We start from the raw sequence: 25,512 nt of genomic DNA on the forward strand, positions 1-25,512 counted from the left end.
TACACTATGAATCTAAAAACAAACTGTATCCGAATACTGCTGTTGCTCATTCCTTTCTTTTCGGAAGCGCAACATGCCGAAAATCAAAATGCTTTTCCTGTTCAGCTAACTACTGCAAACGGAATTATTGAAGGAGAATTTGACATAAAGACAAACATTCAAAGTTTCAAAGGAATTCCGTTCGCACAACCACCAGTAGGTGATTTACGATGGAAAGCTCCGCATCCCGTTACAAATTGGAATGGAGTAAAGCAAACCAAAAAATTTGGACCCCGAGCCATTCAATCTAATGTTTTTGGCGATATGGGTTTTAGAAGTGATGGCATGAGCGAAGATTGTTTGTACCTGAACGTTTGGTCTCCTGCTAATTCTGCCAATGAAAAATTACCGGTTTTAGTGTATTTCTACGGTGGTGGTTTTGCTGCAGGCGATGGCTCAGAAAGTCGTTATGATGGTGAGAATATGGCAAAAAAAGGAATTGTAACCTTAACCGTAAATTATAGATTAGGGATTTGGGGATTTTTCTCCCATCCGGAATTAACCAAAGAATCACCGAATCGTGCATCTGGAAACTACGGATTATTAGATCAAAATGCTGCTTTAAAATGGGTACAAGCCAATATTTCAAAATTCGGAGGTGACCCAAAACGCGTAACTATCGCAGGAGAATCAGCGGGTTCTATTGCCGTAAGTGCACAAATGGCTTCTCCTTTATCAAAAGGACTTATTACAGGAGCTATTGGCGAAAGCGGTGGTTCAATATTCCCAACATTAGCGCCGGTTCCTTTGGCCGAAGCCGAAAAAACAGGTCTTGAATATGCCCAAAAAATCGGAGCAACTTCCTTAAAAAATCTGCGTGAAATGTCTACGTTAGAACTTTACCAAAAATCGTTAGGAAGCAGTTTAGGCGTTTTCAAAACTACCATTGACGGTTATTTTTTAACCAAAACACTACCTGAAACTTTTGAAGCCAAACAACAGGCTATGATTCCTTTATTATTAGGATGGAACTCCGAAGAAATGACTTACAGAGCTTTGACAGCCGGAAAAGACATCAGTAATGAAACCTATATTCAAAAAGTAAAAGAATTGTATGGCAAAAAAGCCGATGAAGTATTGAAATTATACCCAACAGGAACTCTGGAAGTAACAGAGCAATCTGCCACCGATTTATCGGGTGACCGTTTTATCGCCTACAGCACCTGGAAATGGTTTGATTTGCATCGAAAAAACAGTGCGCAACCAGTATACCGCTATTATTACACACATCCCAGACCAGAAATGCGAGACAATAGTCTTGAAGCTGGCCTTGCTGGAGGTGTCATCAAAAAGAATTCAAACACTCCAAAAACACCAATACCAAAAGGAGCAGTTCACTCTGCCGAAATCGAATATGCAATGGGTAATTTAGCCGGAAATAAAGACTATGCCTGGACAGAATCTGATTATGCAGTTTCAGAAACGATGCTGAATTATTTTGCCAATTTTATTAAAACTGGAAATCCAAATGGTGATAAGCTTCCGGTTTGGCCAATGGCAAAAAATGAAGAAAAACCCGAAATCATGATTATCGATTTAACCTCAAAATCAGTACGAGCAGAGAACGACGCCCGTTACTTATTTTTAGACAAAGAATATTCGAAAAAATAATTTTTCTACCGCTGCAAAAAAGAGGAAGTCACTAAAAAAGACTTCCTCTTTTTTTTGTTAAAAACTGAAAATCAAATAATTATATTTTTTTAAAATTCACGTTTATTTCAATTAAAAAGGAAAAGCAGCAAAGGAATTCATTATTTTTTGTAACTTTATGTTTTACAATACGTTACGAAAATAAAATGAAACCTTCACACCAAACTATGACACATTTATACGAACACTTAGGCAAAGTGTTCTACTCTATCGCGGCCATAGACAAAACCATTCGCAAAGAAGAAATTGAGAAACTGAAACAAATTATAAAGACAGAATGGCTTCCGCTGGAAAACAGTTTTAATGAATTTGGGGATGATACCGCTTATGAAATCGAAATTGTTTTTGACTGGCTTGTCGCCAATGAATGGGAATTGGAACAAGCGATTCCCGACTTTAAAATTTTCAGAGCAGAGCACCAACACTTGTTCACTCCAGAAATTAATGCCCTTATTCTAAAAACAGCCAACGCCGTGGCTTCATCATTTTCAGGAAAAAACAAATCAGAACACGTTTTAATAAGTCAACTAAGCGCGATTCTATTGCAATAAAGCCGAATAAAACAATCTACATTAATTTTAAAACAGCAAAGACATGAAAAGACAAACTGGCATTTGGATAGATTCTTCAAAAGCAATTATTGTTGCTCTTGATGGTGACACAGAAAAAATTACCGAAATAGATTCTGAAGTTGAAAACGACGTGTATCACAACAGGGAAGGCAACAAAGGCACTTTCTCCAGCGGTGACCATCATAGCACTAACGAATCACAATTTGAGGCTCGAAAAGAAGAACAACTCAATTACTTTATAAAATCAGTTCTTTCGTATGTCAAAAAATCGGATGAACTTATTGTTTTTGGTCCGGCTCAAACCAAAACGAAACTGGAACAAAAATTAATGAAAGATCATTTAATTGAACCCGGAAAACTAAAAGCCGTGGAAACAGCAGACAAAATGACGTTGAACCAAATTGTGGAAAAAGTAAGACGCTACTACAATCCTATGGAATATAAAAAACCGGAACCCAATAGCTAATACCGCAACTCCTAAGAAACTCTCAAACTACAACGCAGTTATGTTGTAGTTTTTTTATGTCCTAAAATGGAACAACAATCATTTTCTCCAATCAAAATTCTAAAGAAAATTATAAAAAACTTTCCTTTAGTATTATTTTCCGTTTCTTTATGTCCAATATTCCAAACGCCTCGTATTTTAGATTCTTTTATTTATTAAACTGTTTATGAAAACCCGAAAACAAAAAATATTTTTAGCTGCAAAAATACTTTTTGTACTATTTGCTCTCTTTGTTACTGGTTTTTATATGTTTCGTGATGCGGTTTTACAACAGACTATCGCAAAAGTTTCCCATGAAATGGAAGTGGATTACAATAGTACTTTTACGATAAAAAAAGCTTCTTTTGACGGATTATCGGGCTTGAATCTTACCGAAATAATACTGGTTCCAAAAAATGCCGACACGCTTTTCAAAATTCAAAAACTAAAAACCAGTATCAATTTATGGAAATTAATCACCGGCGACTTGCAACTTGGAACTCTAGAAATGCAGAATGGTTTTGTCCAGTTAGTAAAAAAAGGAAAGTCGGGAAATTATGATGCTTTTCTAAAAAAAGACAATCAAACTGAAATTCGCGACGAAAAAAGAGATTACGCTCAGTTTGCTTACAGAATTATTTCAAAAGCACTGAATTTAGTCCCAACGGATATGATCTTGGACAATCTTTCTTTTCGACTCAATGATAACGGGAAAAAGGCAAACATCAATTTCCAAAAACTGAGATTGGTCAATAAACAACTCGAAACTTCTATAAAAGTTCAAACCAATACCATTTCGCAACGATGGAAAATCAAAGGATTTGCCGACCCAAGAAATAAAAAAGCGGATATTCGTTTTGTAAATATAGACACAGGCGCCATCAAAATGCCGTATTTAGACGAACGTTTCAACCTAAAATCAAGCTTTGACTCCATTCGATTGAACGTTCAAAATATAGATAAAGACGGCGACGAACTGCATATTGATGGATTTTTGGCTATTGCCAATTTAAAAATCAATCATCCAAAAATTGCCAGTAAAGATGTACTCCTACAAAATGCCAGATTTGATTATCGATTTTTATTGGGTTCCGATTTTATTTCGATTGACAGCAGTTCAACAGTTCAGTTAAATAAAATAAAATTTCACCCTTACTTGGCTTACGAAACCGCAAAAGATACGATTTACAAACTCAAAGTAAACATTCCAAAAATGAAAGCGCAGGACTTTATTACTTCGCTTCCTGACGGTTTATTTTCCCATTTTCAGGGAATGAAAGCCAGCGGTACTTTTGATTACAAATTGGATTTTGCTTTCAACCAAAACAAACCTAATCAGTTGGTTTTTGACAGTAAACTGAACAAAGAAAATCTAAAAATCACTAAATACGGCGAAGCCAACCTAAACAAACTCAATGGCGAATTTGTCTATCGGGCACTTATCAAAAATGTGTTGCAACGTCCGGTTTTAGTGGGTTCCTTCAATCCAAATTACACGCCGCTGGACCAAATTTCACCCTATTTAAGAAAATCGGTTTTGACAACGGAAGATCCTTCTTTCTTTTCGCATCGTGGATTTATCAAGGAAGCTTTCAAACAATCCATCATCAAAAACATTAAAACCAAAAAATTCTCCCGCGGTGCCAGTACCATCAGCATGCAGTTAGTGAAAAATGTTTTTCTGAGTCGGGAGAAAACAGTATCCCGTAAACTGGAAGAGATTTTATTGGTTTATATTCTGGAAAACAATCGAATCGTGAGCAAGGAACGCATGCTCGAAGTATATTTTAATATTATCGAATGGGGGCCAAATGTATATGGAATTGGCGAAGCAAGTCAGTTTTATTTCCAAAAAACACCTTCGGAATTATCGCTGAACGAATGCTTGTATCTCGCTAGAATTATCCCAAGTCCAAAAAAATTCATGTATCAAATTAACGACCAAGGGATGTTGAAAGATTTTGCGGTACAACAAGAATCGTTCTTAACTAATATTATGTTTCGAAGAGGACTATTGACCCCAGAAGATACTATTTACAAGTCCTTACCCATATTAATTTCAGGACCTGCTAAATCTTTTATCAAATTCAAAGTACAAGATTCAATGCAAATAAAAGTGGATTCCTTATTTGTTGATGATGAATTTGATCTTTAATAATTGAACGTTATAAATATAAATTGTCATTCCAGCAAAGTAGGAATCTCACATAACGGGATTCCTCCTTTGTTAGAATGACAAAAAATGATTTTTTATTTACGGTGCCGGATCAGGAATTATGGCTTGCACTTCATCAATCGCTTTTAAAATTTCATCTGAAAGTGACACTTGGATAGTATCGATATTTTCCTTTAATTGTTCCAATGTTGTGGCGCCAATAATCGTGCTGGTTACAAACGGCTGATGGGCTATGAATGCCAAAGACAATTCTGTTAGTGTCAATCCATTTTTCTTAGCGATTTCCTGATACAAGCGAGTGGCTTCGGTACTTTGTGCGCTGTTGTATCTGGAATATTGTGGAAACAAATTGATTCTGGCATTTGGATGAGGATCGCCAGCGAGAAATTTACCGGACAAAACCCCAAAAGCCATTGGCGAATACGCCAACAAACCCACATTTTCTCGCATACAAATTTCAGCAGAACCGTTTTCAAAAAGTCTATTCAATAACGAATATGGATTTTGAATCGTTTTCACTCTTGGTAAATTGTTGTATTTGCTTTCCTCCAGAAAACGCATGATTCCCCAAGGATTTTCATTTGAAAGTCCAATATGTTTAATTTTTCCTTCTTTGACAAAACCGTCTAATGTTTCTAATACATTGTGAATATTATCTTCCCAAGCATCATCTTGGACTTTGAAACCGCGTTGTCCAAAATAATTGGTTTTGCGTTCTGGCCAATGCAATTGGTACACATCAAGATAATCAGTTTGTAAGCGTTGTAAACTATTATCCAATGCATACTTGAGACTGGCTGGCGAAAAATCTAATTTTTCTCTCATGTATCCAAAAATAGGATTGGGTCCGGCAATTTTGGAGGCCAAAACTATTTCTTCTCTTTTACCTGTTTTTTTGAACCAGGTTCCAAGGATTTTTTCTGTACTTCCGTAGGTTTCCTCGCGCCCGGGGACCGAATACATTTCGGCGGTATCAAAGAAATTAACGCCGTTTTCTAAGGCATAATCCATTTGGGAATGACCATCTGCTTCGGTGTTTTGTTGTCCAAAAGTCATGGTTCCAAGGCAAATTTTGCTGACTTTTATATCAGTATTGGGTAGTGTGGTGTATTTCATTAAAGTTAATTTGTGATGAAAAGCTTTGGCAATTTTTTAAAATTTGCCAAAGCTTAATTAATCTCTAGCTATTCAGATTGCTCAAGAAATTCTATTTCAAAAGTTATTTTAATTGATATCGTTCAACATTTCGGCAATTTCGTCTAATCTTGGTGTTAAAATAATTTCGATTCTACGATTCTTTGCTTTTCCTTCAGCGGTTTCATTACTGGCTAAAGGCGAAAATTCTCCTCTTCCAGCAGCAGTTAGATTTTGTTTATTGATTCTTGTATTTTCACTCAAAATCGCTACAATTGCAGTGGCTCTTTTAGTTGATAAATCCCAGTTATTCGCAATTGGTCCAGAAGCGGAATAAGTATCATCATCTGTATGACCTTCAATAAGCACGGAGATTTCCGGATTGTCACCTAAAACTTTTCCTAATTCGACAACGGCCATTTTTCCCTCAGAACCTACTGACCAACTTCCGGAATTGAAGAGTAACTTATTCTCCATGGAAACGTAAACTTTTCCGTTTTTTTGTTCAACAGTAAGTCCTTTTCCTTCAAAACTATTCAAAGCATTAGAAAGTGTTTCTTTCAGCTTTTTCATATTGGCTTCTTTGGCGGCAATCAAATCTTCTAATTCCTGCAAACGCTGTGCACTTTTGCTCAAACGCTCTTGTTCAATTGCTAATGCTCTTCCTTTTTCGTCTAATTGTTCCAGCAAATCACGATTTTTCTTCATGTTAGTTTGCAAAGCATTTCCGCTATTTTTTTCTAAAGCATCATAAGAATCCTGCAAAACTTTAAGTTTGTTTTGAGCAGCGGCATGATCTGCTTTTAGTTTATCCAGTTCTGTTTTAGATTTACTAAGATCAGCTGTTAATGCGTTCCTATCTAAATCCAGCTGATTTTTAGCTTTCATCAAATCAGTATTTTCATCAGCTAAGCTTCGGTTTTCTTTTTTAGAATCTGCGTACTTACTTTCTAAATCATTGTATATTTTCTTTGACACACAGGACGTTGAAAGTGCCAAGACTAGTAATCCTAAGGAAACTTTTTTAATCATTTTATTAGTATTTATTGTTATTTTTATTGTCGTTTTGAAAGCAAAAAATCAAATTATAAGTGAATGCCCTAGCCCCGATAGAAGTAAAAATCCTTTTCTCTTGTTTTTTAACGAGAGAAAAGATTGTAACGGATAGCGGGAAATAGCTCCTAAGATTGTTACTCTAATTCTACTAAAATCGGGCAATGATCTGAATGTACGGCATCTGATAAAATAACGGCTCTTTTGAGTTTATGTTTTATAGTATCGCTGACTAAATTATAATCAATGCGCCAACCTTTGTTATTTCCTCTGGCTCCGGCGCGGTAACTCCACCACGAATACTGATGCGGTTCACTATTGAAATGACGAAAACTATCAACAAATCCCGACTTCATGAATCCGTCGAGCCATGATCTTTCTTGGGGTAAAAATCCGGATGTATTTTTATTTCTAATTGGATCATGAATATCAATTGCCTCATGGCAAATGTTGTAATCGCCGCAAATAATCAGGTTTGGCGTTTCCTTTTTAAGTTCATTAATGTACGTTTGAAAATCATCCATAAACATGAATTTATGATCCAGTCGCTCGATATTTGTCCCTGATGGCAGGTACAAACTCATCACGGAAAAATCATTAAAATCAGCCCGAAGGTTTCTTCCTTCAAAATCCATGTGTTGAATTCCGGTTCCGTGAACTACGTTATTGGGTTTGATTTTAGAGAGAATCGCCACGCCGCTGTATCCTTTTTTGGTTGCCGAATAATAATATTGGTAGGGATAACCTGCTTTTGTGATATCATCGACAGGAATTTGGTCTTCGGTGGCTTTAATTTCTTGAAGACAAATAATATCTGGATTTGCTTGTTGTAACCAGTCAATAAATCCTTTTGAAATAGCGGCTCGAATTCCGTTTACGTTGTATGAAATAATTCTCATTTATTTATTTTTTGAATATCTTCCGAAAAATTATTGTTTGTGTGGTTGTCAAGACCCCATCTTTTTATTTTATCGAAAAAAAATTAAATTGTTTGTATGTGGTTTTCAAATGTAACAAAAAAGTACAAGTTTGACTTAGAAAAATAGAGAAAATGGAGTTTTTTGCTATCTTTGTTTCTTGCTTTAAAAAGAAAAAATTCATGGGTTTAGTTACCGCCAAAGAAGTTGCAAAAGCAATAAATGCTGATAAGTACGGAGTTCTGGGTACGTTCTCCGGATGGATGCTGATGAAGGTACTAAAGATCTCTACTTTAAACAAAGTATACGACAGAAACAAACATTTGAAAGAGGTTGATTTCCTGAATGGAATATTAGACGATTTACAAATAAAATTCGAGATCCCAGAAGAGGATTTAAAACGATTACCAAAAGAAGGTGCTTATATCACGATTTCAAACCATCCGCTTGGAGGAATTGACGGGGTTTTATTATTGAAATTAATGCTCGAAAGAGAACCCAATTTCAAAATTATAGCTAATTTTCTTTTACATCGCATTGAGCCACTCAAGAAATACATCATGCCGGTGAATCCTTTTGAAAATCATAAAGATGCTAAATCGAGTGTGGTAGGAATCAAAGAAACATTGCGCCATTTAAGTGATGGAAAACCATTGGGAATGTTTCCTGCAGGTGAAGTTTCTACTTATAAAGATGGCAAACTTATGGTGGACAAACCTTGGGAAGAAGGCGCTATCAAAGTAATTAGAAAAGCACAAGTTCCAGTTGTTCCCATTTATTTTCATGCTAAAAACAGTAGGTTATTTTATTTACTTTCTAAAATAAGCAGCACTTTTAGAACGGCAAAACTACCGTCCGAGGTATTTAGCCAGAAACGCCGTGTGATCAAAGTACGCATTGGGAAACCAATTTCAGTAAGTGAACAAAATGAACACGCCACATTAGAGGAATACTCCGAATTTTTGAGAAAGAAAACGTACATGCTGGCCAATCCTTTTGAAAAAGAAAGTCCATTTTTGCCAACACCAACGTTAAAAATCCCTAAAAGTCCAAAGAAAATTGTCACTCCGGCCAATAGTGAAAAGATGATTGCCGAAGTTGATGCCGCCAGAAATAGTGACTGCCGACTTTTGCAAAGTAAAAACTATGAGGTCTTCTTTTCTGAAGCCGCTAAAATTCCAAATATCCTGCATGAAATAGGACGTCTTCGAGAAATCACTTTCAGAGAAGTGGGCGAAGGAACCAATGAGTCTATTGATTTAGACAAGCATGATAAATACTACCATCATCTTTTTTTATGGGATAATGAGGCTAATAAAATTGCCGGCGCGTACCGAATGGGATTGGGTTCTGAAATTTATCCAAAGTATGGAATAAATGGTTTCTACCTCAACGATTTGTTCCGATTTGAACCGGAATTACATGATATGATGCACAAATCCATAGAAATGGGGCGTGCTTTTATCATCAAAGAGTACCAACAAAAACCAATGCCTCTTTTCCTGCTTTGGAAAGGAATTATGCACACAACATTGCGTTACCCGGAACATAAATTTTTATTGGGAGGCGTAAGTATCAGCAATCAATTTTCAGATTTTTCAAAATCATTGATGATTGAATTCATGAAGTCTAACTATTATGACCCATATATTGCACAATACATTCATCCAAAAAAGGCCTATAAAGTCAAACTAAAAGATGCCGATAAGGATTTCATTTTTGATGAAGCCGAATCCGATTTGAATAAGTTTGATAAAATCATCGATGAATTGGAGCCAGGAAGTTTGCGTTTGCCAGTTTTGATCAAAAAATACATCAAACAAAACGCAAAAGTGGTCGCTTTTAATGTTGATCCGCTTTTTAATAATGCCGTTGACGGATTAATGTATATCCGAATTGCAGATATTCCGGAAAGCACCATGAAACCTGTGATGGAGGAATTCCAAAAAGAACTGGAGCGTAAATTAGCAGATAAGGAAGATTAATAACCACTAAATATCAAAAACCCGTTCCAAAAAAGAACGGGTTTTTTTTATGTTTTAAAACCAACCTTTTTTAGCCACTTGATAAGTCTGGTAAAACTCCTCGTCAGATTTTGTCAGATAAATTATTCCTTCGATAATACCTAAAATGTACGTCACCGTTCCGCAGGTAAAAAGACTAATCACCAACCATATAATCCCTTCCGAAGTATATCCCAACAGGAATTTATGAATCGCAAGAAGACCTAAAAGTATCGCTAAAATTCCAGCAGGCAGTTTTTTATTGTTTTGTCGAACTGGTAGCGGATTATTCCATTCTTCAATCTTCGAGTTTTGCATAAATAATTTATATTAGGTTGTTTTTCAGTGATTAAAAATATAAAAATTATTGAAATGCTGAATCGATTGGCTCCCAAAGTTCGATTTTATTTCCCTCAATATCCAAAATCCAACAAAACTTTCCATATTCAAAAGTCTCTATTTTGCCTACAACAGTAACCCCTTCATAGGATAATTTTTTTAACAAACCCTCTAAATCATGTACTCGGAAATTCTGCATGAATTGTTTCTCGCTTGGCGCAAAATAAGTGGTATCATCCGCAAATGGAGACCATTGGGTAGAACAATCATTTCCTTGGTTGTCTTTCCACCAAAAAGTGGAACCATAATCATCCGTTTTTAAACCCAAATGTTTTGCGTACCAAGCGACTAGTTGTTTTGGATTTTCTGCTTTAAAGAATAAACCACCAATTCCTGTAACGCGTTGCTCCTGCTCAGCAACTTTGGCTTGACCAAAATACTTTTCTTTAATTTTATCTACAATTACTTGGGCCAATCGTTCATGGCTTTCGAACGTCCAACCAGCAATATGTGGCGTCAGAATTGCATTTTTTGCTTTCAACAAATATTGAAAAGCTTTTGGTGTGTTTTTATCATTAAAAAGCGTTTCAAAAGATAATTTTTCATATTCCAAAACATCCAAACCAGCACCGAGAATTTTTCCGGATTGCATGGCTTCAACCAAATCAGCCGTGACAATATTCTTACCCCGAGAGGTATTTATGATCCAGAAAGACTTAGCGAATCCGTGGATAAAAGTGGTATTTATCATTTTATCTGTTTCGGGAGTCCACGGAATATGCAAACTCACCACATCCACTTTTTGTTGAAATTCAGCTAAGGAAACCTGCTTTGCGTTAGCATCACCTACATTTTCCTGAATGTCATAACACAAAACTTGTACCTCAAAACCACGGAGTTTTTTGGCAAATGATTTTCCCATATTTCCGTAACCAATAATTCCAACGGTTTTACCATCAAGTTCCTGACCACGATTACTTTCACGGTTCCAATGGCCAGAGCGTATCTCGCTGTCAGCTTGATTTAATTTATTAAAAAGAGATAAAATCATTCCCAACGTATGTTCAGCAACTGCGTTTCTATTTCCTTCAGGAGCAGCAATCAGCGTAATATTTTTGGATTCGGCATACTCGCAATCAATGCTTTCTAATCCAGCTCCCACACGTGCAATAAATTGCAAATTGGTGGCCTTATCTAAGAATGTTTTGTCTATTTTGAAACGACTTCGAATCACAATTCCCTGATAATCATGAATTTTTTCTTCTATTTCTTCTTTTGAGGAAGTAAAATCGCTGTGATTGATAAATCCAGATTCTTGTAATTTATTCCAAAGTAAGGAATTGTTGCTATCTAGGTGCAGAATTTTAATATCCATAAAAATAATATTTTTTAATAGTCCAAGTTAACAAAAAAAACACGGTTTATTGTTTTATGAACGGAAATTTGCTTTCAAAAGCTTAAATTTGCAGGATTCCTATAAATCATCAAATACTAATAATTATAGGAAATGAAAAATGAAAAATGAGATTAACAAAAACATTTAAAGCCTTTTTTGAAAACGAAAAAGCAGGAGGACTTTTATTACTCCTAGTCACGATACTCTCACTTCTATTTGCTAATTCCCCCTTTCAAACTGATTATATTGCTTTTTGGGAAACCAATCTGGGAAGTCATTCTATTACCCATTGGATCAACGATGGCTTGATGACGATCTTCTTTCTTTTGATTGGTTTAGAATTAGAGCGGGAAATTTATAAAGGAGAGTTGTCGAGTATTCGAAATGCTGCTTTACCCATCTTTGGTGCTTTAGGCGGAATGATTGTTCCAGCAGGAATTTTTTTATTGCTAAATTTTGGTACGGCCACGCAAAATGGAGCAGGAATCCCAATGGCTACTGATATTGCCTTTGCAATTGGAGTTTTGTCCCTTTTAGGAAATCGGGTGCCTACCTCTCTAAAGGTATTCCTTACGGCACTTGCAGTTATTGACGACTTAGGTGCTATTTTAGTAATTGCTATATTTTATACAAAAACAATCGCTTTTACCAATCTATTTATTGCTTTTGCCATTATGGGCGGATTATTTATCTTGAACAGAAGAAATGTTCATAACCTTATTCCATATTTACTTGGTGGCGCTGCGATGTGGTATTTTATGCTAAATTCTGGTGTTCACGCCACTATTACAGGCGTTTTATTGGCTTTTGTTATTCCGTTTGGTAACGGAGGCAAGAAAACATCATCTTATAAATTACAGCATTTTTTACATAAACCGGTTGCTTTTTTGATTTTACCACTGTTTGCTATTGCCAATACCAGTATCGCTATTGGTTCTGATTGGTCCGGCGGGTTAAATCACACGAACACCATTGGAATTATGCTGGGACTTGTAGTAGGAAAACCACTTGGAATCTGGCTATTCTCCTTTTTAGGAGTTGCATTAGGAGTTTGCACCTTACCCAAAGATTTAAATTGGAAAAAAATAATTGGGGCAGGAATGCTGGGTGGAATTGGGTTTACGATGTCCATTTTTATTACTCTTCTCGCTTTTAAAGACAGTGGTGAAGAGGTCATTACGTATTCTAAAATCGCCATTCTTATTGCCTCTTTTGTTTCTGGTCTAACGGGTTTCTTCTGGTTGAAATATATCTTGAAAAAGAAATCTAAAAAAGAAAAAATTGCAACAGCATAAATTATAATATTTAAAAAAACCTCGTTTAAAGAACAATTAAACGAGGTTTTTTTATGCCTTGGAGCCAATTATTTTACATGACTTATTGCAAAACTATCTTTGAAATTTCTTCTTTTTATAAATAAGATAATCCTCCTGGAGCTCCGTTTTGGTTACACATTTCACGACACAAGATGCTGTTATTTGAAAACATTCTATCCTTGTTTAACCAAGATCATACTTGAGCACCAAATCTAGTTTAGATACTACCATTGATTTTTAAATGGAGACTCCTTTCATTTGCATTTATATTAAAAACATAAATAAGAACTATACCTTCTCTCTATGCAGTCCGATTTTGCCGTTTACTTGCTTGCCCAATAATCCACCACGGTGACTTTATCTGGTGCAGGGGTCAAAAGAGCCACAAAAGCTTTGTGATCCGGATGAATCAAATACGCATCCCTATCGGCTTCACTGTTGAAAGTCAATACAAAACAGTGGGTCAAACCATTATTCAGGTTTTCAGGACTGTTATTGATTCCCCATTCGTACGCTTTAATTAAATTAATTTTATGTTCCAAGTTCCCTAATTCAGAAACTATTTTATCAATTGCTGCAGCATCAGTTCCCGGTTTCCACCCGAACATTACTACATGCTTAAGGACTTGTTTTTGTTCGTTTTTTTGTGCGTTCATAGTATAACTTGAAATTAAAATAAGGGTTAATAAAAATAGTTTTTTCATGATAGTTTTTTTCAAATATAGGAATTATTTGAGTGTTTTAAACGGAAATAAATGTTGCTATTTGAGAAGTAGGAGTAAAAACAGGCTTATTGAGTGACATTTACACAAAATTAGCACATCAGTGATTTGTGGAGAAAGATGTTGTTATTAACAACACATCTCTACGTTTACCCTATTTTATTTTTGTAAAATTATGACATCATAAATTTCAAGTTCAGCTGCATAAGTTACCCACCTTAAATCAGTTTATCAAATACAAACTGCCAGTTTTCATTTAGCGAGTATAATTCATTCTTTAACAAATTTATCAAAAAACAAAACTCACTTCTTTACGATTTTCCTTATTTGGGGTAACTAAAATAATTGCAGATTTTTGATTAACGTTTCTTGATTGCAGCTGTGAAAAACACAATATATTTCGATCACGTCCGCGTGAAGGATAGAAGCTAGCTACCGAAGTAGCGCGGATAGCCTGACCGCATTACAAAAAGGGTCCTCTCACCGTTAGCTGAGAAGACCCTTTTTGTAATGGGGGCACGCCCAAATGAGGCTTATCCCTTGATTTGTTTTAAGGATGTTTTGATGCCTCGTATCAGGGACGAACTGAATCCGTGCATTTCCATTTCGTTCAATCCCGCAATCGTGCAACCTTGCGGCGTGGTCACGCGGTCGATTAATTGTTCTGGGTGTATTTTTTCTTCTAGCAGCATTTCGGCAGCGCCTTTTACGGTTTGTGCCGAGATGGCCAAGGCGGTTTGCCAGTCAAATCCAATTTCGATTCCGGCTTGCATTGAGGCGCGAATGTATCGCAACGCAAAAGCAGTTCCGCTGGCAGCCAAAACAGTTGCTGCATCCATTAATTTTTCGTCAATAATAGGAGCAGTTCCTAAACTCTGAAAAAGGGAAACTACCTCTTGTGCTTTTTCTTTGTCTTTTTCATGAAATGCAATACAGGTGGCAGATGCGCCAAACTGTGCCGCAATATTAGGCATGATTCGGATGGCACTATTTGAAGTACCGATTTTATTTTGCAGATTTTCTATCGATAATCCGCTCACTGCCGAAGCGATGATTTTATTGGAAATTACCGGAAGGATTTCAGCTAAAACGGTATCTACTTGGTACGGTTTTATAGTCAAAATAATAACATCGGCTTCCTGAATCTGATGAATATTATTTGTAGAAACTGTTGCTCCTAATTTTTCAAGATACAGAATGCTGGATGTATTTCTTCGGGTTACTGTGACTTGGTCTTCTGTTGAAAATTTTGATAGCCCTAATGCGATAGCAACTCCTAAGTTCCCTCCGCCAATGATATGTACTTTCATGCTGGTTGTGATTTTTACTCTCCCCAACCCTCTCCAAAGGAAAGGGAGCTGTTAGGGGAAAGTGTTGGTTGTGTAGTTATAGTTTTAAATCTTCATTTTTGAAAAATAGAATTTTATGGATTATTCTATCTTGGTTATGTACTCTTAATTTCTATTTTAAAACCCCAAAATCATTTTCGCTATCGAAAAATAAATCAGAATTCCACAAATATCATTACTGGTTGTAATAAACGGACCTGTTGCTAAAGCGGGATCAACTCCAAATTTATCCAATAACAAAGGAATAAAAGTTCCTATTAACGATGCGATAATAATTACTGAAATTAATGCTACGCAGATAATAACGCCAATTATCATTTCAACATCCAGCAGAAAATGACTTCCTAAAAATAATATTGTAGCCAAAATCACTCCGTTTAATAAACTCAGGGATACTTCTTTGACCAATCGATTAAACAAGGATCCGCTCAAGGTATTATTTGCCAAACCCTGTACAATAATTGCTGAGGATTGCACTCCAACATTTCCTGCCATCGCGGCAATGAGGGGCGTAAAAAAGAATAAATTACCATGTTCGAGCATCGCTCCTTCAAATAAGCCGAGGACTTTTACGGAAATAAAACCACCTAAAAGAGCTAAAACTAGCCAAGGCAGCCGCGCTTTTGTATGTTCGAATATGCTGTCATCTGCCTCAACATCCTGCGAGATACCTGCTGCCAACTGGTAATCCTCATCGGCTTCGTCCTTGATAACATCTACAATGTCATCAATGGTGATTCGGCCCACTAAGCGACCCAATTCATCCACTACGGGAATGGCCTCTAAATCGTATTTTTGCATGATTCGGGCCACCTCAACATCTTCGGTATCTACTTTAACCGAATTTAATTTTCGGATATAAACATCACACACCGGTGTTCGGGAAGAAGTCGTCAATAAATCCTTGAGGGATAAACGTCCTTTCAATCGATCTTCATCATCCACTACATAAATCGAATGGACTCTGGAGATATTTTCGGCCTGAATGCGCATTTCTTTTACACAAGTAAGTACATTCCAATTTTCATTGACTTTAACCAATTCCTTGTGCATGATTCCACCTGCAGTATCTTCATCATACCGCAATAAGTCAACAATATCTTTGGCGTGCTCAACATCTTGAAGTTCTGATATTACTTCGGCCTTTAAATCTTTGGAAAGCTCTGCAATAATATCGGCGGCGTCATTGGTTTCCAGCTCATCTAATTCTTCCGCAATCTCTTTTGGCGAAAGCCTGCTTAATATATTTTCCCGCAAGTCATCTTCTAATTCCAGAAGAATCTCAGCGGTTTTCTCACTGTCTAAGACTTTAAATATATAGGTCGCTTCATTAAAATCAAGCTCATCGAGAATTTCAGCAATATCAGCGTGGTGCATATCATTCAATAATACGCCCAATTGCTGGTCGTTTTTATTTTGAATGAGTTGCTCTAATTCCTCGATTAATTCTTTGCTGATTTTAAACTCCATCGGCTTCTATTTTTTGAGTAAGTGCTATAAACTGTTCTACATTTAATTGTTCTGGTCGAAGATTAAATATTTCATCTTCTCTCAAACTATCCGACAAATTTAAGGTCTTCAAACTGTTGCGTAACGTTTTGCGTCGTTGTTGAAAAGCCGTTTTTACTACCGTAAAAAACAATTTTTCGCCGCAAGGCAAACTGTAATCTTTTTTCCTGCGCAAACGCAAAACTCCTGATTTTACCTTTGGTGGCGGAATAAATACATTTTCATCTACCGTGAATAAATATTCGGCATCATAAAAAGCCTGAACTAAAACTGACAGGATTCCATAGGCTTTTGTTCCTTTTTTTTCGCAAATGCGTTGTGCCACTTCTTTCTGGAACATTCCCGCAAATTCCGGAATCTGATCGCGATATTCCAAGGTTCTGAACACAATTTGTGTCGAAATATTATACGGGAAATTCCCAATAATAGCGAATTGTTTTCCTTCGAAAATTTCATTGATATTGTATTTCAAGAAATCTTTAGAAATGATTTTATCCTTTAATTTTGGATAATTTTCGTCTAAATAGGTCACTGATTCGGTATCAATTTCAATAACGTAGGTGTTCACTGCCTTATCCAACAAATATTTTGTCAAAACGCCCATTCCCGGACCTATCTCTAATACATCCTCATATCCCTCTAAATTCAACGTGTCGGCAATATCTTTTGCAATGCTCTCGTCTTTTAAGAAGTGCTGTCCGAGGTGTTTTTTGGCTTTTACTTTTTCCATGTTTATGCTGAATACTTTCAGTATTTTTTATTGTCCTAATTTTATTGGTTTTTGTTTATTTCTCGCAATTGCTGAATATCCAATAAATCCTTAGGTCTGTTTGCTTTAATTTTGCTTGTTATTAAATCCTCTAATGACAGTACATTCCATTTCAAAAAAAGATTATCATTCACTTGTACTTCTTCGCTACTTTCAAATGCTTCTGCAAAAGTTTTATTTACAGAAAATTTTGTAATTAATTCTAAATCCAAGTCTACAGGAGAGAACTTAACGGAAATATTTTGTTCTTGTTTTTTTACATTTTCGGGGAAATCATCAATTTCATATCCCATTTCATTAAAAACGGCTACTAATTTTTTAAAGTTTTCATCCGTGGTCTCTATCCAAAAATCTACATCCGCGGAATGGCGCTGGTATCCATGAAAATTTACCGCTCCTCCGCCAACCATCAACATTCTTACGTTATGTTTATTGGCAATGAAAATGAATTGATTGATATTTTCTTCCCATTTTTGAAACATATCAGCTTGCTTTTATTTGAATAATAAAATTTGAATTAATGTCGTTTTTATGCTTAATTGGAAATTGATTAACCTTTTCCATCAAACGCAAAAATTGATAAAAACGCTCTGCTTTGGACAATTTCAAAAAATCCTCCAATTGTTTTCTGTTGCTTTCTTCTTTGGTTTGAAAATGGAGTTCCATGGCTATTTATAATCAGCAATCAGTTCTAATTCCGTTCTAAACGCCAGCATTTTGTCTCCAAACAATTTCAATCCTTCTTCACGAAAACCAGGTGCATCTTCCTGATAATATTTCTCCAAAGTTTCTTTGCTATCAGTTGTATATTGAACGGAATAGGTCACTCCGCCCATTTCCTCTTCAATTAAAACCCGCACCATTCTTGCCGAAGAGAATTTTCCTGTAGCTAAAATTTCAGGAATGTGCTTGTGTTGCATCCAGATCATCCATTGATCGTGAACGCTTTCATGTATGTTTGTGGTGACGTTGTATAATATCATTGTTGTTAATTTGATTATTCATTTTTTCGGTTAATCGGTTAAACATTTAACCGATTAAATATTTACTTATAAATTAGTATCTCCTCGCAATTGCCTGAATTTTTTCCTTGCTTCCACAAAATAAATACTGTCCTGATGATTGAACAATACCTTTTCATACAATGGTTTCGCTTTTTCAGAATCCTGTAATTTTTTGTTATAAATTTCTGCCGAAAAATACAACGCCTCGTCTATGTAAATTCCGTCGCTGTGTTGGTCGATGATCATTTGGTATTGGCTTAAAGCCAAAGTAAAATCTCCCGTTTCTTCATATATTTTCCCTAATCGCAATAAGGTCACAGCCTCTATTTCCTGTCCTTTGTGGTTTTTCAAAATCGATTGAAACTGCGTTATCGCTTCCTGATTCCGGTTTTGATACACCAGATAATCGCCTTTTGCAAATTGCTTCAAAGCAGTTTGTGTCGAATCGGCTACGGTATTGTCATTAATTAACAGAAAATATTCTAGAGCATCATTGGCAATCAACTGCGTATTGGCCGATTTCAATTCTTTGAACTGTTTCAAAGCCCACGCAAAATCGGTCTTGAAATAACTCGTTTTTGCGGCTTTCAAACTCGCTTCATGTGCCATTACATCATTCTTCAAATCCAATTCAATCTGGGAATAATAGATCAAAGCCTGATTGAATTTTTCCTCGAAAAGCAAAATATCTGCCAGTTCCATTTTAGCATTAGCCACATCATAATCATTCAATTGTAATTCCAGCGCTCTTTTGACTATTGCCTTTCCTTCTTCTGGCTTTTTCAAATTAAATGCCGTAAAATGTGCCTGAATCAGCTGCAAAGATAAGGTAAAAGGACTTATTTCAAATTGTTTCAACAAACCGTCTAATTCTGTGCTAATGGCTGCAAAGTCTTTTTCTGACGCTTTTTTAATTTTCATGGTTATCAAATAGGAATTTGCCTGAATAAGCAATTCTAAATCTTGTGTGTTTTCCAATACAAATCCCAAGATTTCCATAGCCGCTTCCTGGTTCTCTTCTTCAATTGCCAATTGTCCTAAATTCACAATATTAGTAAGAGATTCCGGATTGCGTTTGTAAATGGCTTTTTGCTGAATAAATGCTTTTCCGAATTCTTTTTGCTGGACATAAAACCAACTCAAATAATGATTCCAAAAAAGGTCTTGATTTTTCTGTGTTCTTAAAATCAGTGCCTTCCACAACAGTTCATTGAAAATCGCGTCGCCTTCGTCAGCCATAAAACGAACCAGTTGATTTTGGATTCGAATGGAGTTCTGAGGATTGGCAAACGCTTCGTCCAGAAAAGTGGAAATCATCATTTCCATATTAGACAATTGACCGTAAAGCAATCCTATTTGATAATTAAAATTGAAATTTGGTTCTAATTCTACCGCAGTTTGGTAGGATTTCAGCGCATATTCCAGCAGTACTTTTCGCTCAAAAGAGTTGGATATCCCGTAGACTTCATTTGGATTTTTTTTGATTCGGTCCAAAGCCTGTTCGTAATATATCTTGGCTTTGTCGTCATTTTTCTGCAATTGAAAATTATAACCCAATTCTACCAGAAGATTCCCTTGATTGTACTTATTGAATCGTTCTTGGATGAGTTTTTCAGCGCTTTGAAATTGTTGCAATTGCTGCGAACAATCTATTACTCTCAAAAAATACTGCGAGTTTAATGGAATCTCTTTCAGTAACTCCTCATAGCTGATTTTTGCTTTTTCAAAATCGCCTTTGTCGTAATAGTACTGCGCTAATTGTTCGTTTTGAGAAAAACAAACCAATGAAAAAAACAGAGTGATATGTAGAAAGAGTTTTTTCATTTTAATTGCAGTTTGCCTTGTCAAACATCTATTTTTTTAAACATATAAGTCATATAAGACTTGCATCGCTCTAAATTTAAAACTTTGCAAAAACTGACATGACTTATATGTTGAAAATTTTTAGTTTATAATATCAAATCCGCAATACGGACGCAACACTTCTGGAATTACGATGCCTTCCGGAGTTTGGTAATTTTCTAAAATTCCTGCCAAAACTCTTGGCAAAGCCAATGCACTTCCGTTTAAGGTGTGTGCTAATTGGTTTTTTCCGTCTTTGTCTTTGAAACGTAATTTCAAACGATTTGCTTGAAAAGTCTCAAAATTAGAAACTGAACTAATTTCTAACCAGCGATCTTGCGCCGTAGAAAAAACTTCGAAATCATACGTCAAAGCCGATGTGAAACCCATATCACCACCACAAAGACGTAATATTCTATATGGTAATTTCAGTTCTTGCAATATGTGTTTAACATGTTCGACCATTCCGTCCAAAGCTTCGTATGACTTATCCGGATGTTCTACACGTACAATTTCTACTTTGTCAAATTGGTGCAAACGGTTCAATCCGCGAACGTGTGCACCATAAGAACCTGCTTCACGACGGAAACATGGCGTGTAAGCCGTAGTTAAAACGGGTAATTCATTTTCGTTCAAAATCACATCCCGAAACAAATTCGTTACTGGAACCTCAGCCGTTGGAATTAAGTATAAATCATCCGTTTTATCATGGTACATTTGCCCTTCTTTGTCGGGCAATTGTCCCGTTCCATAAGCTGATGCTTCATTTACCATATGCGGAACCTGAACTTCATTGTACCCTGCAGCGGTATTTTTATCCAAGAAGTAATTGATCAAGGCGCGTTGTAATCGTGCTCCTTTACCTTTATACACCGGAAATCCTGCACCTGCGATTTTTACTCCAAGTTCAAAATCAATGATGTCGTATTTTTTTACCAATTCCCAGTGTGGTTGTGCACCTTCGTGCAAAACTGGAATCTCCCCTTCTTCAAAAACGTTTAGGTTTTCCTCCGGCGTTTTTCCAGCAGGAACAATATCAGCAGGAAGATTAGGTAACGTATATAATTTCTCCAAAAGTTCAGCGGCAAGTGCATCAGCAGTTTCTGCTAGCGCTTTGCTTTTCTCTTTGTTTAAAACGGTTTTTTCTTTTAGAATGGCAGCTTTCGATTTCTCACCCGCTTTCATTAATTCGCCAATATCTTTGGATAATTTATTAGATTCGGATAAAATGCTGTCTAGCTCCACTTGCGTAGCGCGACGTTTTTCATCCAGTTGGACCACTTCTTCAACAACACTTGTGGCATCCATATTTCTTTTTGCCAAAGCGGTGATTACTTTTTCTTGATTTTCTCTAATAAATGCGATTTGTAACATAGCTTGATTTTTTTAACGCTAACTTTTATAATAATGGAAGCAAATTTAAGGAAATGTTTGATAGAAATGAGGGAAAGTTTAAACTGAAAATTTATTCTTTGTATTTGCAAAAAGCTATTTCGCGAAGGTTCGCAAAGCAGACACAGAGATTCACTAAGTTTTTTTTAGGTTTTCCCTTTGTATCTCTCAGCGCAACTTCGTGTTTTTTCTTGGCGTGTCTTTGTGAAACAACTAATTTCCTGTTTAGGCTCTTTTAATCTCATGACCCACAAATTCTTCTAAGGCCGCAAACATGTCGTCTACAGAAAGGACTTCAAAATCGGGGTGCGTTTTTAAGAAAGTCGCATTTAGGGTAACGAGGTTTTCTTCAATTTCAAAAAAAGTATCGTTGTTAAGCAAATCTCTAGTTGGATTTACGCCTTCCAGTTTCCCTTTTAAGAATTTATTGAGCTTTACACTGCTCATCAATTTTACTTTTTTGGATTGTTGTTGAAACAATTCTAAATGCTTTTCGGCTCCAATCAAAGCCAAACCTTCTTCGATTAATTCGTTTAATTCTTTATCCCAACCCGATTTGTGTACAAATTGAGCAAAATTTCCTTCGGTGTATTGTGAGGTATAATAATCTAAATAATAACTCATTATGGCATCTTCGTGAATCAAATCATCGTTTACGCCTTCCTCGCGCATTAAGTTGATTACCGAAATATTAGAGTGAATGACATCTTGGAGATTTTCACTGTTCATTGCTGTTTCTGAAATAATTATTCTGCCGAATTCCATTTGTTTTGTATTTGAATATATAATGCAAATTTCGGGTAAATAAAAACAGAAACGAAATACAATTCAATTTATGTGACATCAGATTCGTCACTATTCTTTTTCTGATTCATTTTTGTGACCAAAGCTTTCAAACGCAAAGCTTTTTCTTTTTTATCCTCCTGAAGTTTAGCCTTTTTTCGATTGAGCAATTTGGTATGCAACGCCTTATTTTTCGTGTTTTTTTCGGGTCCTTTTGCCATGGTTTAAGACGTCTTTTGTTTGGTCTACAAATATAAATAAACGTATCCTCAGAATGGACTTCAACGCGCACAGATTACAAATCTGCACTATGAAATTTTAATGCTTACCTCTAAAAAACACAATAAAGGAGAAGAGGTTGCTGTTATTTTAGCTACTTGTTTTTAATTAAAATTCAGACTATCTACTATGTCTGTTTGGTATTATTAAAAGAAACATTTTTTACAACTACTATCCCGTTGAAACTATAAGTGATATTAAAAGACAAAGCTGGCTCAAAAATGAGCCAGCTTTGTTTTCAATAAGCCTAAGGTTGATTTATTTTTTTGCTGTAAAAAAATCAAGCATCATTACTTTATTCCATGCTGCCACGAAATCATTAACAAATTTTCCTTTAGCATCATCACTAGCATACACTTCTGCTACAGCTCTCAATTCTGAATTAGAACCAAAAATTAAATCTGCTCGAGTCGCTGTCCATTTTGCTTTTCCTGTAATTCTGTCTTTTCCTTCAAATACCTCTTTTTCGTCATTAATTGCCGTCCAAACCGTATTGATATCGAGAAGATTTACAAAGAAATCATTAGTTAATTTATCCTTTTCTGTCGTAAATACACCATGTTGTGACCCATCATAATTGGCGTTCAATGCACGCATACCACCAATTAAAACAGTCATTTCAGGAGATGTCAAAGTCAAAAGTTGAGCTTTGTCAACTAATAATGCTTCTGTTGCAACCGTATATTTAGTTTTTAAATAATTTCTAAAACCATCAGCTGTTGGTTCTAAAACCGCCATACCTTTAACATCGGTTTGCTCTTGGGTAGCATCCATTCTTCCTGCTGTAAAAGGAACTGTTACAGGAAAACCAGCATTTTTAGCTGCTGTTTCTACTCCATAAACTCCAGAAAGGACAATCAAATCAGCCATTGAAATTTTTCTTGAAGCACTTTTCGCATTGAATTTCTTCTGAATATTTTCTAGAACTGGTAAAACTTTATACAATCGTTTAGGATTATTTGCAGCCCAATGTTTTTGAGGTTCTAAAAGAATTCTAGCTCCATTAGCTCCTCCTCTTCTGTCTGAACCGCGGTATGTAGAGGCCGAGGACCAAGCAGTTGAAACTAGTTCATTGATTAATAAGCCTGATTTAGCAATTTCAGCTTTTAAAGCCTTGATATCTTTATCATTCACCACTTCATGGTTTAAGGCAGGAATTGGGTCTTGCCAAATTAAATCTTCTGTTGGCGCTTCAGGTCCCAAATACGTGGTATTTGGTCCCATGTCACGATGCGTTAATTTGAACCAAGCCTTAGCAAATGCTTTTTCAAACTCTTTAGGATTATCATAGAAACGCTTCGCTATTTTTGCATACTCTGGATCATAACGGAAAGATAAATCCGTTGTTAACATAGTTGGCAAATGTTTTTTATTTGGATCGAATGCATCAGGAATAAACGCTTTTCCGTTTTTAGCAACCCATTGGTGAGCTCCTGCTGGACTTTTAGTTAATTCCCATTCGTTATCAAACAAAATTTTAAAGAACCCATAATGCCATTCTGTTGGCTTTCCTGTCCAAGTAACTTCTAGTCCAGACGAAATGGCATCCGTTCCTTTTCCTGACTTATACGAACTTTTCCATCCCAAACCTTGTTCTTCAATTCCGGCCGCTTCAGGGCTTGCACCAACATGACTCATTGGTCCTTTTCCATGTGTTTTTCCAAAGGTGTGCCCACCTGCATTCAATGCAGTCGTCTCTTCATCATTCATCCCCATTCTTCCGAAGGTTTCTCTAATAGCCTTAGCAGCCAAAAGTGGATCTGGATTTCCTGCCGGGCCTTCCGGATTAACATAAATTAATCCCATTTGACTTGCGGCTAAGGGTTTTTCTAATTCGCCGTCTACAATTCTATCATGATCTAGCCATTTGTTTTCAGGACCCCAGTACACATTTGATTCTGGCTCCCACACATCAACTCGCCCTCCAGCAAATCCGTAAGTTGGGAATCCCATAGATTCTAAAGCTACATTACCGGTAAGAATCATTAAATCTGCCCAAGAAATTTTGTTTCCATATTTTTGTTTAATTGGCCACAATAATCTCCTAGCTTTGTCTAAGTTGCCATTATCTGGCCAGCTATTTAATGGCGCAAAACGTTGTTGTCCTGCACGAGAACCTCCACGGCCATCACCAGAACGATATGTTCCTGCACTATGCCAAGCCATTCTTATAAATAAGGGTCCATAGTTTCCGAAATCCGCAGGCCAAAGATCATTGGATTGTGTCATCAAGGCCTCCAAATCTTTTTTCAAAGCGGCATAATCTAATGTTTTAAATTCTTTTGCATAGTCAAATTCCGTTCCCATAGGATTTGACAAGTTAGAATTTTGACGCAGCACATCCAAACTCAATTGGTTAGGCCACCATTGTTTGTTTTTGTTAACTTGGCTACTCCCGTTTTCAGCGCGTGTGCCATACGATTTAGCATCCATCTTAGCTGAGTTCTCATACCCATTTGCCTCTTTTGAACCACTGGCTGTTTGTCCTGTCACAGGACAAGTGGCTTCTTGAGCCGTTCCTATTGCGGCTAGAAACAGGCCGGTAAATAAAAATATTTTTTTCATATTATATAAGATTGTTTGTCGCAAATTTGGTTCTATTATAATTTAAATCTAAAGATCACGTACTGTTATTTATTATTTTGCTATCAGTTTTAATGATCGAAACTTCTTCAATCATTGATATATCCAATATAGTTGATAAATTAATTTCTAACTCATTACCTATAATTGATGAATTGCTTTACATCAATTAAAAAAACTAAGCACATAGAAAAAAAGAGT

At 36.2% G+C, this 25,512-nt stretch carries 21 protein-coding genes and 1 pseudogene; 6 read left to right on the plus strand and 16 right to left on the minus strand.

Annotated elements, in window-relative coordinates:
* Positions 1–6: 6 nt before the first annotated feature.
* The 4 genes from ACEN2F_RS05420 (at position 7) to ACEN2F_RS05435 (ending at position 4,900) form a co-directional block, all read left to right on the plus strand.
* A complete protein-coding gene (locus tag ACEN2F_RS05420) occupies positions 7–1,650 on the plus strand; it encodes a carboxylesterase/lipase family protein (RefSeq protein WP_441736716.1) in 1,644 nt (547 codons plus the stop codon).
* A 185-nt stretch (positions 1,651–1,835) separates the two neighbouring features.
* Positions 1,836–2,240, plus strand: a complete 405-nt coding sequence (locus ACEN2F_RS05425; protein ID WP_441736717.1) for a hypothetical protein — start codon at positions 1,836–1,838, stop codon at positions 2,238–2,240.
* Between the two features lie 43 nt (positions 2,241–2,283).
* Complete coding sequence (locus ACEN2F_RS05430; protein WP_441736718.1) at positions 2,284–2,727, plus strand: hypothetical protein; 444 nt, start codon at positions 2,284–2,286, stop codon at positions 2,725–2,727.
* 205 nt (positions 2,728–2,932) lie between these two features.
* The gene (locus ACEN2F_RS05435; RefSeq protein WP_441736719.1) at positions 2,933–4,900 is read left to right on the plus strand and encodes a transglycosylase domain-containing protein; all 1,968 of its coding nucleotides are present in this window, start codon (positions 2,933–2,935) and stop codon (positions 4,898–4,900) included.
* Between the two features lie 99 nt (positions 4,901–4,999).
* Here ACEN2F_RS05435 and ACEN2F_RS05440 read toward each other — a convergent pair whose 3' ends face one another.
* From ACEN2F_RS05440 to ACEN2F_RS05450, 3 genes are all read right to left on the minus strand, one after another.
* On the minus strand, positions 5,000–6,037 hold the full coding sequence (locus tag ACEN2F_RS05440) for an aldo/keto reductase (RefSeq protein WP_441736720.1): 1,038 nt from the start codon (positions 6,035–6,037) through the stop codon (positions 5,000–5,002).
* A gap of 108 nt (positions 6,038–6,145) precedes the next feature.
* Complete coding sequence (locus tag ACEN2F_RS05445; RefSeq protein ID WP_441736721.1) at positions 6,146–7,087, minus strand: OmpA family protein; 942 nt, start codon at positions 7,085–7,087, stop codon at positions 6,146–6,148.
* Between the two features lie 158 nt (positions 7,088–7,245).
* Complete coding sequence (locus tag ACEN2F_RS05450) at positions 7,246–8,007, minus strand: exodeoxyribonuclease III (RefSeq protein ID WP_441736722.1); 762 nt, start codon at positions 8,005–8,007, stop codon at positions 7,246–7,248.
* Between the two features lie 200 nt (positions 8,008–8,207).
* Between ACEN2F_RS05450 and ACEN2F_RS05455 the strand changes: the two genes are divergently transcribed.
* Positions 8,208–10,010 carry a GNAT family N-acyltransferase gene (locus ACEN2F_RS05455; RefSeq protein WP_441736723.1) on the plus strand — a complete coding sequence of 601 codons (1,803 nt, stop codon included), beginning with the start codon at positions 8,208–8,210 and terminating at the stop codon, positions 10,008–10,010.
* Between the two features lie 54 nt (positions 10,011–10,064).
* Here ACEN2F_RS05455 and ACEN2F_RS05460 read toward each other — a convergent pair whose 3' ends face one another.
* Positions 10,065–10,346 carry a TM2 domain-containing protein gene (locus ACEN2F_RS05460; RefSeq protein ID WP_441736724.1) on the minus strand — a complete coding sequence of 94 codons (282 nt, stop codon included), beginning with the start codon at positions 10,344–10,346 and terminating at the stop codon, positions 10,065–10,067.
* Positions 10,347–10,803: 457 nt separating this feature from the next.
* Positions 10,804–11,742, minus strand: a pseudogene (locus ACEN2F_RS05465) (2-hydroxyacid dehydrogenase); the annotation flags it as partial.
* Positions 11,743–11,888: 146 nt separating this feature from the next.
* On the opposite strand from ACEN2F_RS05465, the gene nhaA reads away from it, so the two are divergent.
* Positions 11,889–13,058: a Na+/H+ antiporter NhaA gene (gene nhaA / locus ACEN2F_RS05470; RefSeq protein WP_441736725.1), complete on the plus strand. Its 1,170-nt coding sequence runs from the start codon at positions 11,889–11,891 to the stop codon at positions 13,056–13,058.
* Positions 13,059–13,402: 344 nt separating this feature from the next.
* Here nhaA and ACEN2F_RS05475 read toward each other — a convergent pair whose 3' ends face one another.
* From ACEN2F_RS05475 to katG, 11 genes are all read right to left on the minus strand, one after another.
* The gene (locus tag ACEN2F_RS05475; protein WP_441736726.1) at positions 13,403–13,783 is read right to left on the minus strand and encodes a Dabb family protein; all 381 of its coding nucleotides are present in this window, start codon (positions 13,781–13,783) and stop codon (positions 13,403–13,405) included.
* A 551-nt stretch (positions 13,784–14,334) separates the two neighbouring features.
* Complete coding sequence (proC, locus tag ACEN2F_RS05480) at positions 14,335–15,111, minus strand: pyrroline-5-carboxylate reductase (RefSeq protein WP_441736727.1); 777 nt, start codon at positions 15,109–15,111, stop codon at positions 14,335–14,337.
* Between the two features lie 156 nt (positions 15,112–15,267).
* Positions 15,268–16,620, minus strand: coding sequence for a magnesium transporter (gene mgtE, locus ACEN2F_RS05485; RefSeq protein ID WP_441736728.1), 1,353 nt, complete (start codon positions 16,618–16,620; stop codon positions 15,268–15,270).
* Entirely contained in the window at positions 16,610–17,389 is a 780-nt protein-coding gene (gene rsmA, locus ACEN2F_RS05490) for a 16S rRNA (adenine(1518)-N(6)/adenine(1519)-N(6))-dimethyltransferase RsmA (RefSeq protein ID WP_441736729.1), read from the minus strand. Before rsmA ends, mgtE begins: the two co-directional genes overlap by 11 nt.
* 41 nt (positions 17,390–17,430) lie before the next feature.
* Entirely contained in the window at positions 17,431–17,910 is a 480-nt protein-coding gene (locus ACEN2F_RS05495) for a nucleotidyl transferase AbiEii/AbiGii toxin family protein (protein WP_441736730.1), read from the minus strand.
* Positions 17,911–18,096: 186 nt separating this feature from the next.
* Positions 18,097–18,411 carry a DUF4286 family protein gene (locus ACEN2F_RS05500; RefSeq protein WP_441736731.1) on the minus strand — a complete coding sequence of 105 codons (315 nt, stop codon included), beginning with the start codon at positions 18,409–18,411 and terminating at the stop codon, positions 18,097–18,099.
* A gap of 66 nt (positions 18,412–18,477) precedes the next feature.
* Positions 18,478–20,256, minus strand: a complete 1,779-nt coding sequence (locus ACEN2F_RS05505) for a tetratricopeptide repeat protein (protein ID WP_441736732.1) — start codon at positions 20,254–20,256, stop codon at positions 18,478–18,480.
* A 120-nt stretch (positions 20,257–20,376) separates the two neighbouring features.
* The gene (gene serS, locus ACEN2F_RS05510) at positions 20,377–21,648 is read right to left on the minus strand and encodes a serine--tRNA ligase (protein ID WP_441736733.1); all 1,272 of its coding nucleotides are present in this window, start codon (positions 21,646–21,648) and stop codon (positions 20,377–20,379) included.
* Positions 21,649–21,891: 243 nt separating this feature from the next.
* The gene (locus ACEN2F_RS05515) at positions 21,892–22,431 is read right to left on the minus strand and encodes a DMP19 family protein (RefSeq protein ID WP_441736734.1); all 540 of its coding nucleotides are present in this window, start codon (positions 22,429–22,431) and stop codon (positions 21,892–21,894) included.
* Between the two features lie 68 nt (positions 22,432–22,499).
* The gene (locus tag ACEN2F_RS05520) at positions 22,500–22,670 is read right to left on the minus strand and encodes a hypothetical protein (protein WP_441736735.1); all 171 of its coding nucleotides are present in this window, start codon (positions 22,668–22,670) and stop codon (positions 22,500–22,502) included.
* Between the two features lie 316 nt (positions 22,671–22,986).
* On the minus strand, positions 22,987–25,293 hold the full coding sequence (gene katG / locus ACEN2F_RS05525) for a catalase/peroxidase HPI (protein ID WP_441736736.1): 2,307 nt from the start codon (positions 25,291–25,293) through the stop codon (positions 22,987–22,989).
* Positions 25,294–25,512 lie beyond the last annotated feature (219 nt).

This window comes from Flavobacterium sp. W20_MBD1_R3, assembly GCF_052119725.1.
GTDB lineage: Bacteria > Bacteroidota > Bacteroidia > Flavobacteriales > Flavobacteriaceae > Flavobacterium.